This window comes from Hafnia sp. HMSC23F03 (assembly GCF_001816025.1).
Classification (GTDB): domain Bacteria; phylum Pseudomonadota; class Gammaproteobacteria; order Enterobacterales; family Enterobacteriaceae; genus Hafnia; species Hafnia paralvei.
Window position 1 is genome coordinate 109,380 of the sequence record NZ_KV824242.1, and the last position, 13,152, is coordinate 122,531.

The 13,152-nt window shown below is 47.0% G+C and carries 11 protein-coding genes; 6 read left to right on the forward strand and 5 right to left on the reverse strand.

Annotated features, from left to right (window positions below):
- Window positions 1-11 precede the first annotated feature (11 nt).
- The 4 genes from caiC to caiT all read right to left on the reverse strand — a co-directional run bounded on the left by caiC (window position 12) and on the right by caiT (window position 5,679).
- Window positions 12-1,598 carry a crotonobetaine/carnitine-CoA ligase gene (gene caiC, locus HMPREF3091_RS19090; RefSeq protein WP_070718052.1) on the reverse strand — a complete coding sequence of 529 codons (1,587 nt, stop codon included), beginning with the start codon at window positions 1,596-1,598 and terminating at the stop codon, window positions 12-14.
- A gap of 28 nt (window positions 1,599-1,626) precedes the next feature.
- Window positions 1,627-2,832, reverse strand: coding sequence for an L-carnitine CoA-transferase (gene caiB, locus HMPREF3091_RS19095; protein WP_008815277.1), 1,206 nt, complete (start codon window positions 2,830-2,832; stop codon window positions 1,627-1,629).
- 126 nt (window positions 2,833-2,958) lie between these two features.
- A complete protein-coding gene (caiA, locus tag HMPREF3091_RS19100; RefSeq protein WP_004097325.1) occupies window positions 2,959-4,101 on the reverse strand; it encodes a crotonobetainyl-CoA dehydrogenase in 1,143 nt (380 codons plus the stop codon).
- Between the two features lie 54 nt (window positions 4,102-4,155).
- Window positions 4,156-5,679, reverse strand: coding sequence for an L-carnitine/gamma-butyrobetaine antiporter (gene caiT / locus HMPREF3091_RS19105; protein WP_070718056.1), 1,524 nt, complete (start codon window positions 5,677-5,679; stop codon window positions 4,156-4,158).
- A 712-nt stretch (window positions 5,680-6,391) separates the two neighbouring features.
- Here caiT and HMPREF3091_RS19110 point away from each other — a divergent pair.
- The 5 genes from HMPREF3091_RS19110 to HMPREF3091_RS19130 all read left to right on the forward strand — a co-directional run bounded on the left by HMPREF3091_RS19110 (window position 6,392) and on the right by HMPREF3091_RS19130 (window position 11,193).
- A complete protein-coding gene (locus tag HMPREF3091_RS19110; protein WP_070718060.1) occupies window positions 6,392-7,165 on the forward strand; it encodes an electron transfer flavoprotein in 774 nt (257 codons plus the stop codon).
- A gap of 11 nt (window positions 7,166-7,176) precedes the next feature.
- Window positions 7,177-8,124: an FAD-binding protein gene (locus tag HMPREF3091_RS19115; protein ID WP_004097321.1), complete on the forward strand. Its 948-nt coding sequence runs from the start codon at window positions 7,177-7,179 to the stop codon at window positions 8,122-8,124.
- Between the two features lie 61 nt (window positions 8,125-8,185).
- Window positions 8,186-9,478: an FAD-dependent oxidoreductase FixC gene (fixC, locus tag HMPREF3091_RS19120; protein WP_070718062.1), complete on the forward strand. Its 1,293-nt coding sequence runs from the start codon at window positions 8,186-8,188 to the stop codon at window positions 9,476-9,478.
- Window positions 9,475-9,762, forward strand: a complete 288-nt coding sequence (locus HMPREF3091_RS19125) for a ferredoxin family protein (protein ID WP_070718065.1) — start codon at window positions 9,475-9,477, stop codon at window positions 9,760-9,762. The genes fixC and HMPREF3091_RS19125 overlap by 4 nt, the downstream gene beginning before the upstream one ends.
- 114 nt (window positions 9,763-9,876) lie before the next feature.
- Complete coding sequence (locus HMPREF3091_RS19130) at window positions 9,877-11,193, forward strand: MFS transporter (RefSeq protein ID WP_070718387.1); 1,317 nt, start codon at window positions 9,877-9,879, stop codon at window positions 11,191-11,193.
- A gap of 65 nt (window positions 11,194-11,258) precedes the next feature.
- Here the strand turns inward: HMPREF3091_RS19130 and aes are convergent, their stop codons facing one another.
- Window positions 11,259-12,233, reverse strand: coding sequence for an acetyl esterase (gene aes, locus HMPREF3091_RS19135; RefSeq protein ID WP_070718067.1), 975 nt, complete (start codon window positions 12,231-12,233; stop codon window positions 11,259-11,261).
- Between the two features lie 463 nt (window positions 12,234-12,696).
- On the opposite strand from aes, the gene caiF reads away from it, so the two are divergent.
- Window positions 12,697-13,101 carry a carnitine metabolism transcriptional regulator CaiF gene (gene caiF, locus HMPREF3091_RS19140; protein ID WP_004097310.1) on the forward strand — a complete coding sequence of 135 codons (405 nt, stop codon included), beginning with the start codon at window positions 12,697-12,699 and terminating at the stop codon, window positions 13,099-13,101.
- Window positions 13,102-13,152 lie beyond the last annotated feature (51 nt).

Genomic DNA, 13,152 nt, shown 5'->3' on the forward strand with positions numbered 1-13,152 from the left:
AAAACCTCTTATTAAGAAGAAACTTCAACCAGACTTTTTTTAATCACTTTTCCCGAGCAGCTTCTTGGTAAACTTTCCCTTATTTCAAAAAAAGAAGGGACTTTAAATTTCGCCATATTATTTTCACAAAAAGTAAAGAACTCTTTCTCTGTCATAAATTCGCCATCATTTAAGACCACCACCGCTTTTATCGCTTCATCACGAATAGAGTCTTTTAAACCGATAACCGCAACGTCCATAATTTTAGGATGCGTAGAGATAATATTTTCCAATTCAACGCAGGAAATATTTTCTCCACTGCGCTTAATCATGTTGCAACTGCGCTCGACAAAATAAAAGAAACCTTCTTCATCAACATAGCCATAATCACCGGTGCGCAACCATCCTTCTGCGGTAAGCGCTTTGGTACTTTCCTGCGGTAGTTTGTAATACTCTTTAAATAGCGTTTTGCCCGGAATACCTTTGACCCACATTTCACCGACTTCTCCAGCCGGCATTTCCAGCCCTTGCGCGTCCCTAATTTGAGCTTCATATCCCATGCCAACTCGGCCAATAGAAGGCCAGCGTCGTTTATCACCAGGGCGATCGCCAATGACGCCGACGATCGTTTCTGTCATGCCGTAAGACGTGAGTAATCGCACCCCAAACCGCTGAATAAACGCCTCTTTTTCCTGCTCAGAAAGATTGAGATAGAACAGCACTTCGCGCAGATTATGCTGTCGCTCCCACGGCATTATTGGCTGCATCATCAGGGTTTTCATCATCAGCGGAATGCATTCGGTGACGGTAGCTCGGTATTGACATACCTGTCCCCAAAAAGCACGCGCACTGTATTTTTCCAGCAGAACAAAAGTCGCCCCCACCGTAAACGTTGGCATCGCGGCGGTACACTGACAATCAATATGAAAGGCAGGCATTGGCGTTAAATAAATATCATCGCTTCTTACCCCGCACTGCCAAGCCGTGTAATAGCCAGCAAACAGCAGGTTATGGTGGGTGATCACAACGCCTTTCGGGCTGGAGGTGGTGCCTGAAGTAAAGAGGATCTCCGCCGTATCCTCACTGCTGATCTCAACCGAGGAGAGCAAGGTATCCGGCTGGCATTTTTGCATCTGTTGAAAATAGAGAACGTCGCTAGCCAATAGCGCTTCAGCGCTGTTATCTATCAACATGATTTGGTGTAGAGAGGATGAAGCCTGCTGCTTTATATCAGCGTAAATTGAATAAAACTCAGCGGAAGTCACTACGATCGTGGCTTCACACTGATTAATAATATAAGCACTTTCATCACGTAGTAAGTTGGCATTGATAGGCACCACGATGGCACCTATTTTCGCTAGGCCGAACCAACAAAAAATAAATTCAGCACAGTTATTAAGATGCAAAGCGACTTTATTGCCTTTGGTTATACCCAGAGAATAAAACAGATTAGCCGTACGGTTAATTTCATTATTCAGTTCGGTATAACTGTACTGGGATGCTTCTCTTTGTTGATGCTCAGTAGCAAGACGTTCAACAATTAGAGCCGTTTTATCACCGTATAACTCCGCTAAATCATCCCAAGCCTGACGTAAATTTCGTTTGCCTATCATGTCCATCACATATCTACCCAAATAATTGCAGTGGCTAGTCGGCTTTAGCCAACCCTTTAGCCACCAGTGCTTCAATGTCGGCTTCAGAGTAGCCAATACTTGCAAGAATGGTCGCTGTATCCATACCGTGGGTTGGCATGCCGCGCCAAATTTGCCCCGGATTATTTTTAAATTTCGGCATGACATTCGGCCCTTTATAGGTACGGCCGTCGATGGTATCCCACGTCGTGATGGATTCACGGGCAATATATTGCGGGTTACTCTCTAATTCAGGAATAGTGAGTACTTTGGCGGAAGCAATGTTGAGCTCAGCAAAGCGAGCCAGCGCTTCTTCGTATGGTTTACCAGCCAGATATTCGTCCAATTTATCTTCGACTAACTCACCAAACGGACATTCAACACGGTGAATTAGCTGGGTGCCTTCTGGGATCTCTGGCGTGCCCAGCAGATTTGCAATTCCCATATCTTTAAACATTTCTTGAATTTGGTTCACGCCAACCAGTTCCATGACGATATAACCGTCTTGGCATTTATACAGACCACAGCCCGCGTAGTAAGGATCTTTGCCTTTCGTCATGCGAGGGCAAACTTCACCGCCGTTGAAGTAGTCCATCATGAAGTACTGTCCCATACGCAACATTACTTCATACATCGCCACGTCAATACTTTCGCCAATGCCTGTCTTTTGCATTTTGTACAACGCCGCTAATGCAGAAGTGGTTACCGTTAGACCAGAGAAATAATCTGCGGTATACGGAAATGCGGGCATAGGCTGATCTTTATCGCCGTTTTGGATCAGGTATCCACTGAATGCTTGAGCAATCGTGTTATAGGCCGCTAAATTGGTGTATTCCGGCGTACCGTACTGACCAAAACCGGAGAGATGCGCGATGATAAGCTTAGGATTATGTTCCCAAAGAATGTCATCCGTGATGCCACGACGGGCGAAAGCAGGGCCTTTGCTGGCTTCGATGAAGATATCAGTGGTTTCCATCAATTTCAGGAACGCTTCACGGCCTTCGTCTTTGAAAATATTCAACGACAGCGCGTGTAAATTTCGACGAGAAAGCTGCGGATAATTAGGTTGAACGCGGATCGTATCGCCATAGGCGACGTTTTCAATCCAGATAACTTCAGCTCCCCATTCAGCAAACATCTGCCCGGCAAAAGGCCCCGCAATTTCAATTCCGGAAAAGACCACGCGTAAACCAGACAATGGACCAAACGTAGGCATTGACATAAATTATTCCTTCACAATGAGAGAGGATGTAGTCACGACTACACCGCCTTTTAACCTGAGATATCTGGGCATAGCGCACCGCGAAGCGGTACGCTTTCCCTAATATCAGACTGACTCCGTCGTCTATTACCGATACTGCTTCAGCACCGCGCGGCCCAGCGTTAGGATCTGCATTTCATCCGAACCACCAGAAACACGATCCACACGCAGGTCGCGCCAGAAACGCGTAATGCGATGATCGCCTGCGATCCCTACCCCACCGAGCACTTGCATCGCTGAGTCCACCACTTCAAACGCAGCATTGGCGCAGAAGTATTTGCACATCGCCGCATCGCCGGAGGTCATCAAACCGTTATCGCTTTTCCACGCTGCTTCAAACAGCATGTTTTTCATCGAGTTAAGTTTGATTGCCATATGAGCAAACTTTTCCTGAATCAGTTGGAAACGCCCGATAGCCTCACCAAACTGCACGCGCTGGTTGGCATAGCGCGCTGCATCTTCAAATGCACAGAACGCGGTACCGTAGTTGGTCAGAGCAACAATGAAACGCTCATGATCAAACTCTTCTTTCACGCGATTAAAGCCGTTGCCTTCACGGCCAAACATGTCTTTCTCTTCCAGCTCAACGTTGTCAAACAGGATCTCGCAGCAGCTATCCATGCGCAGACCCAGCTTTTCCAACTTATTCACTTTCACGCCCGGCTTGCTCATATCCACAAACCATTCAGAGAAAACAGCTTTATCCGGTGATGCCGCATCGCGAGCCATCACTACGATATAAGGTGTGTAGGCGCTGCTGGTGATAAAACACTTACTGCCGTTGAGATACACTTTGCCGTTTTTGCGAGTGTAGGAAGTTTGCATACTGCCCACGTCAGAACCGGCTCCAGGCTCAGTAATCGCCGAGTTCCACATCTGCTTGCCGGTACCACGGAAAGCCATAATCTTATCGATTTGCTCCTGTGTACCTTCACGCAGCACCGTGTTAAAACCACCAGGCAGTTGATACAGCACATAGGTTGGTGCGCCTAAGCGACCCAGTTCTGCCCATACCGCAGCCAGCGTGACAAAGCCCGCATCCAAACCACCGTGTTCTTCAGGCAGCAGCAGACTATCGATACCCATATCCGCCAATTCCTTCACGAAGCGCTCTGGATATTGGCTATTGCGATCGCACTCGGCAAAATAAGCTTCCCAGTTTTCTTGCGCCATCAGGTCGCGGATGCCGGAAACGAATAACTCTTGTTCATCAGATAGTGCAAAATTCATAAATCAAGCCTCTTGGCGGTTAAGATTTGAAAAACTCTTCAAGGCAAAACGGAGTTAATATTTCCAGTGCGTTGCCTTAGCATCTTTCAAGAAAGATATAGTTATCAATATGTTGACAAAGAATAGCGGACACCCACCGGCGATGATCGCGGTCTGAATCGGCTTAAGCCCACCGAGCGCCAGCAGAATGATCCCGATGATCCCCACCAACACAGACCAACCCACACGTACCCAAATCGGTGGTTCGTCATAGCCATTAGCCCCGCGGCAGGTAGACATCGCCAAGGTGTAGGAACAGGCATTGATGAGAGTAACGGTCGCAAGGAAGCACAGGATGAAAAACGCCCACATCGTCAGAGTGCTAAACGGTAGCAGGGCCCAAGAATCGATAATGGCGCGTGCTACACCATGTTGTTCAATAACTTGAGGAATATTGATTTTGCCATTGTTGATCAGAGAGAGCGTGTTACTGCCCAAAATGGTCCACAGCAGCCAAGTTGAAGCGGTTAGGCCACCAACCATCCCCAAGCAAAGCTGACGTACGGTGCGTCCTTTGGAAATACGCGCCAGGAAAATACACATCTGAATGCCATAGACAATCCACCACGCCCAGTAGAACACGGTCCATGCCTGAGGGAATCCGCTCTTACCTACGGCATCGGTGTAGAACAACATACGGGTGAAGTTGTTCAGTAGAATGCCGACGGAATCGGTAAAGTAGTTGATGGTGAAGCTGCTGGCGCCAATGATGAATACCCAAGCCAGTAAAATTAGGCTCAGATAGTTACGAACGTCACTAGCCACCTTAACCCCGCGCTGCAGGCCGAAAGCCACACATACCGCGTTAAAAATGACCCAGCAGGAGATAATTAACGCATCCAGTTGCAAGGTATGCGGAACGCCAAAGAGATATTGAATACATTCGGTCACAAGCGGCGTCGCTAAACCAAGGCTAGTGCCCATGGCCAAAATCAGCGCCACCAGATAGAGGTTGTCGATAACCGTACCGATAATACCGTTGCAGCGTTTCTCACCAAACAGCGGAACGAGCGTACCGCTCGGACGAACTACGTCGATTTTTTTTACAAACAGGAAATAACCAAAAGCAACAGCCAAGAAGCTGTAGGTCGCCCAAGGTAGAGGACCCCAGTGGAATAAGCTGTAAGCCAATCCTAAATCTTTTGCTGGGTTAGAGAACGGTGTCAGCCCAAACGGAGGCGAGGAAACGTAGTAGTAAATCTCGATAGATCCCCAGAACAGTACCGCCGCAGAGGTACAGGAGGCGAACATCATGAAGATCCAGCTAACTGTACTAAATTCAGGCGCTTCTTCTCCCAAACGACGTTGGGCAAAAGGTCCAAAAATCAGCCAGAACCAGCCGATAAACATGACAACCATATACCACTCAAACGCCCATCCCCACTCAGTGGTGATGTAATTAAATACCGAGTTAATGACGATATTTGATGCGTTTAAATCGCGCATGGTTAAATAACAAAGCAATGCGACAATAATCAATGATGGGAAAAAAACCTTGGGTTCAATCCCTATTTTCCGTTTGCTCTTTTCTGTGCTCATGTACATTTTCCTTTATGGAAAGAAGCCCCTAATGGAAAGTCCAAACTTTCCATAACAACTTGATATGCAATATCCAGAATAAAAATCAGCAGACTGCCCATGACATGACAAAAAACTGACGCTAGTTTGCAGGCAAACTTAAAGTCATTATTTAAATAATTATTACGAGTTATTTCATTATTTCCATAAAAATGCCTGAATGTAGATAAAACGCGCTACTTAACGTTGCGATATAATGAGATTTGGCAAGTGATTAATCCGTGATCTTAATCAAACAATTTTCTGACTTAAGATCGGGCATAGCATGCCACCTCACGGTGAAAACAATTAAATTCATTTATATCAATAGTTTGAAGTGTAACTTAAAAATCAACTTACTGGACAACCCCACAAAGATGTTCAATATTGGTGATCTAGGTATTATTTTGACCTAGTGAATCATGGTATTTCTATTATCGTGATAGCGATTCATGGAAACAAATAACCAAGCCATGTCGTTAATTAAAATTTAAGCAAGTGACTTCCTTTCACTAAATAGTCACCTTGTTATTAATTTTATTTCCATAATGTGTGGCTTAACCCGTCAACACAATTTTAACGCGTATCTAAAAATAGAAATTTTTTTAATGTTTTGAGCTTTAAATTTATCGCTCAGAAATTATTACGCATAAGTATCACGCACATTGTATTGCCTATCGAAATCGGAGAAGTGATGAAAATTATCGCATGTTACAAACTCATCCCCGAGGAGCAAGATATCACTGTCAATGGTGATGGCTCTCTGAACCTCAGCAAAGCGGATGCCAAAATAAGCCAATTCGATCTTAACGCTATCGAAGCTGCTACTGCATTGAAACAACAAAATAGCGATATACAAATCATCGCGATGAGCGTAGGTGGTGAAGCGCTCGCTAACGCTAAAGGCCGCAAAGATGTGTTATCTCGTGGTCCTGACGAGTTAGTCGTCGTTTCCGATGCTGGCTTAGAAAAAATGCTTCCTCACCAAACTGCTGCGATGCTCGCTGCGGCAGCCAAGAAAACCGGTTTTGATGTGATCCTCTGTGGCGATGGTTCTGCCGACCTGTATGCCCAACAAGTTGGTCTGCTGCTTGGCGAAGCGCTCGGTGTTGCTGCTATTAACGGCGTCAGCCGTATTCTGTCGCTCTCCGATACAAACATTCAGATTGAACGCACATTAGAAGATGAAGTGGAAACTCTCACGATCCCGCTACCTGCGGTGCTTTCGGTATCCACTGACATCAATACGCCTCAAATTCCATCGATGAAAGCCATTCTTGGCGCAGCCAAAAAGCCGGTCACCGCATGGCAGCCCGCCGATCTTGAGCTGGGTGAGATAGCCCCTTACACAACGCTGCTGAGCGTACAAGCACCACAACAGAAAGCGCGTGGCCGCGTCATTATCGAAGGCGACAGCGATGAACAAATCTCAGAATTCGCAGAACATCTGCGCAAAGTAATCAGCTAATTGGGGGCGTTATGAGCAAATTTTCAACTGTATGGGTGTTTAGCGACACCAAATCACATCTACCTGAGCTGATTAGTGGAGCGCGTGAACTGGGTGAAATCATTCACGTCGTTAGTCAAAACGATGAACAGTCTGCCCTCGCCTTCCGTTTGGGGGCTAACGCCGTGTATAGCCTCGGCGAACAACCCGATAATCGCATTATCGAAGACTATGCCGATACTTTGACACAAGCCATTCGCAGCCAGAGCCATAGCTCACGCGCTTTACTGCTGCTGCCAGCCACTCGTCGTTGTAAAACGCTGGCCGCCCGCCTAGGCGCACGCTTAGCCGCTGGTGTTGTTAATGATGCTGCCGAACTGAGTTTGGAAGATGGCTGCCCTGTTGCCACGCATATGGTGTATGGCGGCTTGGCGTTCGGCAAAGAGAAAATCACAACCGACTACGCCGTTGTCACCCTGACCAGCGGCGTGTTTGCCCCAGCACAGGAAGATAGCGCTCGTAGTGGAAACGCACAAACGCTGGAATTTATTGCTCCCGCTCACGCCATCATTTGTGAATCTCGACGAGTGAAACAGGGCGAAAGCGTCGATCTGGGTAAAGCCCGTTTGGTGGTCAGCGTAGGGCGCGGTATCGGCTCACAGGAAAACATTGCTATTGCCGCCGCCTTAAGCAACGCGATTGGCGCTGAGCTTGGCTGTTCTCGCCCAGTCGCTGAGAACGAGAAGTGGATGGATCGCGAACGCTATGTCGGTATTTCAGGGATCATGATTAAACCCGATCTCTATCTGGCGCTCGGAATTTCCGGTCAGATCCAGCACATGGTCGGTGCCAATGGCGCACAGATCCTGATGGCGATCAACAAAGATAAGAACGCGCCAATCTTCCAATATGCCGACTACGGGATCGTAGGCGATCTGATGAAGATCGTTCCCGCATTGACCGAAAAATTAAAACGATAGAGCAAGGCTAGGTAAGGCTAGTTGCAGGGCTAGCCTTACTTGTCTGGCATACGGAGATCTTATGTCTGAAGATGTATTTGATGCCATTATCGTCGGCGCAGGCCTGTCTGGCTGCGTAGCGGCGCTAGTGTTGGCGCGAGAAGGCGCAAACGTATTAGTGATTGAACGCGGCAATCACGCCGGTGTTAAAAACGTGACTGGCGGCCGTCTGTATGCGCACAGTCTAGAACGTATTATTCCAGATTTTGCGACACAAGCTCCCGTTGAACGTCGAATCACTCACGAAAAAATTTCATTTCTTACCGATGACAGCGCTGTCACTCTCGACTATCACCATGCCCGTGCGGCGGAACCTGCACAGGAATCTTATTCGGTGCTGCGCGGTAAATTTGACCCATGGCTGATGGAGCAAGCTGAAGCCGCTGGCGCCCAATTCGTCCCTGGGATCCGCGTAGACAAGCTGATCCAACGCGATGGCAAAGTGATTGGCGTTGAGGCTGACGGCGATATTCTCGAAGCCAACGCGGTCATTCTGGCTGAAGGCGTTAACGCGCTTCTGGCCGAGCAACTGGGCATGGTGCAAAAACAAGTTTCGGCGAAACATGTTGCCGTAGGCGTTAAAGAGTTGATTGAGCTACCACGCGAACTCTTAGAAGCGCGCTTTAGCTTAACCGATAACGAAGGCGCGGCATGGCTCTTTGCCGGTACACCGTCTGACGGCCAGATGGGGGGCGGTTTTCTCTATACCAATGGAGACTCGCTCTCTTTAGGCATCGTGGTTGGGCTTCATCATATCGCTAGTGCAGGAAAATCCGTGCCGCAAATGTTAGAGGATTTCAAACAACACCCTGTTGTTCGTCCTTTAATTGCTGGGGGGAAAACCCTGGAATATGCCGCGCACGTCGTTCCTGAAGCGGGCATTAACATGCAGCCGAAATTAGTCGGCAACGGGGTACTGATCGCTGGCGATGCCGCAGGCATGTGTATGAACCTTGGGTTCACCATTCGCGGCATGGATATGGCAATTGCTTCGGGAGAAGCGGCTGCCCGCGCAGTATTGGAAGCCAAAACCAACAACGATTTCAGCGAACGTGGATTGAGTTGCTATCTGAAACTACTGGAAGAACTACCGGTAATGAAGGATCTGCGCCACTATCGCAAAGTGCCTGCCATGCTGGAAAACCCACGCATGTTCACCCAATACCCGCAGATGGTGGCCAATATCATGGCTGATATGTTCACCGTCAATGGTCAACCGCCGCAGCCAATGCGCAAGATGATCATGCGTCACTGCAAAGAAATTGGTTATTTGAATCTGCTCAAAGATGGCATTAAAGGAGTGACAGCGCTATGACCGAACCTGTCAATGTTGACGTCAAATTAGGGATTAACAAGTTTCACGTCGATGAAGGGCATCCGCACATCATCATTCGCGAACACCCTGATATGGCGGCTTTTCGCACCCTAACGCTGGCGTGTCCTGCTGGGTTATACAAGCTTCAGCCCGATGGAACGATCCGCTTCGATTACGCAGGCTGTCTGGAATGCGGCACCTGCCGGATCTTGTGTAAGGATTCCGTGTTAGACGAATGGAACTATCCACGTGGCAGCTTTGGCGTTGAATACCGCTACGGTTAAACCCCGAGATCCACGCTCGCCACGCGTTTTATCCCTCTTTTACCAACATTAGCCATTCAGCGAAGCGGTAGTTACCGACGCTGAATGGCTAGCAGGCTGATTAGCAGCAACATTATGGAAAAATCCAAAAGGTTTGATGACATCAGTTTTACGCCAATACATCGTAAAATCATGCTTTGGGGCAGCGGTGGGCCCTTTCTTGATGGCTACGTGCTCGTCATTATTGGTATCGCGCTGGAACAACTCACGCCAGTATTGAAACTTGATGCTCAGTGGGTAGGACTTGTGGGGATCGCCACACTGGTTGGCCTGTTTATCGGCACGTCTCTGTTTGGCTATGTGGCGGATGTGCTTGGCCGTCGCCTGATGTTTATTATTGATATCATTGCCATTGGCGTGATTTCTGCCGCTACGATGTTTGTCACCTCTCCGCTTGAACTGGTGATATTACGTTTTCTCATTGGCATCGTGATTGGTGCAGATTACCCCATCGCCACCTCGATGATTGCAGAGTTCTCCACCACGCGTCAGCGCGCTTTTACCATGGGATTTATTGCTGCCATGTGGTATATCGGCGCAACCGCCGCAGATTTGGTCGGTTACCTGCTGTATGACGTAGCAAACGGCTGGCGTTGGATGCTCGGAAGTGCGGTTGTTCCCTGTATTATCATCCTGTTAGGGCGTTTTGAACTGCCTGAATCACCGCGCTGGCTGATCCGCAAAGGGCGGGTCGAAGAGTGTCGTGCGCTGATGTTTAAATTATTCGGCGAAAACGTTGTTTTCGATAATGAAGAAACGCAAGAAACCCGCTATAGCCAGATTTTTACTCGTCGTCATCTGACATCGATCCTGTTTGTCGCCATTATCTGGACATGTCAGGTGATCCCGATGTTTGGTATTTACACCTTTGGTCCACAAATCATCAGCCTACTTGGCCTAAACGAAGGCAAAGAGGCCGTGCTTGGCAACGTGGTGATTAGCCTGTTTTTCCTCATTGGCTGTATACCCGCTATGTATTGGCTCAATAGCATCGGCCGTCGCCCATTGCTCATCGGCAGTTTTGCCATCATGACGCTGGCTTTAGCCGTGTTGGGCGTAGTGCCCGATCCAAGCATTACGCTTATCGTATCGGCTTTTGCTCTCTACGCTTTTTTCTCGGGCGGGCCGGGGATTTTACAATGGCTTTATCCTAACGAACTGTTTCCAACGCATATCCGCGCATCAGCCGTTGGTGCCGCGATGTCACTCAGCCGGATTGGTACCGTAATTTCAACTTTTGCGTTACCGCTGTTTATGCAGCAGCATGGAATTGCGATGACAATGCTGGCTGGTGCTGGGGTTTCTTTATTTGGCATGGTGATTTCGATATTTCTTGCACCAGAAACGCGTGGGCTATCATTAGATAAAACCAGCCAGATGGAGCTGTACTAATTCAACAGCCATTCAAAATCGCTTAAAACACGCGGGCAATCTCATCGACTGCCCGCAAGGTTTTGTTATAAGGCGAGTTGAAGCTGTTCACGGAAATAAATCGCCCCATCGCGTAAGGCTTGATCGGCACTTTCCATCATGCGCGAATAATGTAAAAACGCATGTAATGTGCCTGGATACATCTGATACCGGCAGGGCTGCTGATGTTCACTCAGCGTACGATATAGTGCAATGCTGTCGTCAATCAGCGGATCAAACTCAGCGCTAGCGATAAAACAGGCTGGCATTTTCTGACTAAGATCGTTATTGAAAATACAATAGTATGGGGATTCTTTATCATCATCGCTGGCTAAATAAGCATTCTGGTACATTGCGATATCAGGTCCCGTCAGGCCGTCCCACTCTCCGCCATACAGACGCCGACTGGCAGAATCTTGCAAACCATAAAGTCCGTAATAAAGGAGTATCCCCTGCACTTTTCCACAATCAATGCCGCGATCGCGCAGCCATAATCCGCTAGCAATAGCCAGCATGGCTCCTGCGGAATCCCCCGCAAAACCAATAGATCGCATATTTAAGTGGTAATCGGCAGCGTGTTGATGGAAATGACGACAAATATCGACGGTTTCCTCTATTGCTTGCGGAAATTTTGATTCAGGTGAAAGCGTATAATCTATGCCAATAACGTTGCAACCGCTGTAATGAGCCAGTAAACGCATAATGCGATCGTGGGTATCTAGATTACCGACAATAAATCCTCCACCATGCAAATAAAAAATGACCGCTGAAGTTTCGCTATTGGGATAGTATATTCTTGTCTCTATTTCTCCATGCGTCGTCATAACCTTTTCATGAATAATTTTCATCATCTGTGGGCCATGAAGATTCCAATATTTACGTTCCTCTATATAAGCTAATCTTATCGTTGAATTATCACTATCTGGCGATATCGGTATTGCATTCTCCTTTTGGACACATAACACCTCTCGCATCTCACTTGATATTTTTTCAAGTACATCAACTTTATTAACTGGTTTCATTACACCCTCTTTAGTAACTATTTCATTAATGAGTTAACAATCAAACATCCCTTCATAATTAAACAATAAAAAACATTACTAACCATATAGATATGCAAAAAACTGAGGCATGTGCATGTTATGCAGCACTCTTATTATGTCTATTATAAATATTCAGTTAATTGCTCTGATAATGGTTTCTCGCCAATGAAAAGCACACGTAGTCATATTTAAAGAAACTGAAAAATGGTAATAACACACATCAAACAAACACTAGCATTACAATAAAACAACAATAAAAAAAAGTTACAAACCTTCGATGTAAAATCGATGAAATACATAGCGAATACACCATTAGACAGGTATATTCTGATCCATGTATGATTATTAATGTGAATATGATCGCATAGCTATAAATTCGTTCTTATATAGTGAAATATAGATAACGGTGTGCCAAATTTTTTTTTAATTAAAAGGTGAGTCTATGTGTAGAGAATACGTGCAAGAGCCTTTATATTTGTTGGTTGCACGCTGGGCGATGCAGCAGCAGCGCTGGATAAGCTCGCGTGAGATCGCCGATAAGTTTAATCTCACGCCTTGTAAAGCCATTAATCTGGTTTCCTATATTCTTTCTGCCGTTGACGAAATTGACTGCCAGACTAAAACTATCCCTAACCATTTAGAAGGTCGTGGGTGTCAGTGCCAACGTATGATCCAAGTCGATCATATTGACGATCACATCGCGGAACGCATCAAAAACGCCATTAACACTGATGGAGACGATAACGACTCCACCAGCATGCCACGTATGACGATTCCGGTACCGCCATCCGAGCTCAATCAAGAGCAAAAATGGAAATGGATGCTGTCTAAGGGGCAAAGGAAATAGCCTCTAAATGTGCGCTAGGTGTGGATGCTTAACGCCACACCTAGTGCTTCA

What these genes read in the sequence shown, in the direction of transcription:
- caiF (WP_004097310.1), top strand. Translation starts at nt 12,697, where the DNA reads ATGTGTAGAGAATACGTGCAAGAGCCTTTATATTTGTTGGTTGCACGC.
- HMPREF3091_RS19125 (WP_070718065.1), top strand. Translation starts at nt 9,475, where the DNA reads ATGACCGAACCTGTCAATGTTGACGTCAAATTAGGGATTAACAAGTTT.
- caiB (WP_008815277.1), bottom strand. Translation starts at nt 2,832, where the DNA reads ATGTCAATGCCTACGTTTGGTCCATTGTCTGGTTTACGCGTGGTCTTT.
- HMPREF3091_RS19130 (WP_070718387.1), top strand. Translation starts at nt 9,877, where the DNA reads ATGGAAAAATCCAAAAGGTTTGATGACATCAGTTTTACGCCAATACAT.
- fixC (WP_070718062.1), top strand. Translation starts at nt 8,186, where the DNA reads ATGTCTGAAGATGTATTTGATGCCATTATCGTCGGCGCAGGCCTGTCT.
- HMPREF3091_RS19110 (WP_070718060.1), top strand. Translation starts at nt 6,392, where the DNA reads ATGAAAATTATCGCATGTTACAAACTCATCCCCGAGGAGCAAGATATC.
- caiC (WP_070718052.1), bottom strand. Translation starts at nt 1,598, where the DNA reads ATGGACATGATAGGCAAACGAAATTTACGTCAGGCTTGGGATGATTTA.
- aes (WP_070718067.1), bottom strand. Translation starts at nt 12,233, where the DNA reads ATGAAACCAGTTAATAAAGTTGATGTACTTGAAAAAATATCAAGTGAG.
- caiT (WP_070718056.1), bottom strand. Translation starts at nt 5,679, where the DNA reads ATGAGCACAGAAAAGAGCAAACGGAAAATAGGGATTGAACCCAAGGTT.
- HMPREF3091_RS19115 (WP_004097321.1), top strand. Translation starts at nt 7,177, where the DNA reads ATGAGCAAATTTTCAACTGTATGGGTGTTTAGCGACACCAAATCACAT.
- caiA (WP_004097325.1), bottom strand. Translation starts at nt 4,101, where the DNA reads ATGAATTTTGCACTATCTGATGAACAAGAGTTATTCGTTTCCGGCATC.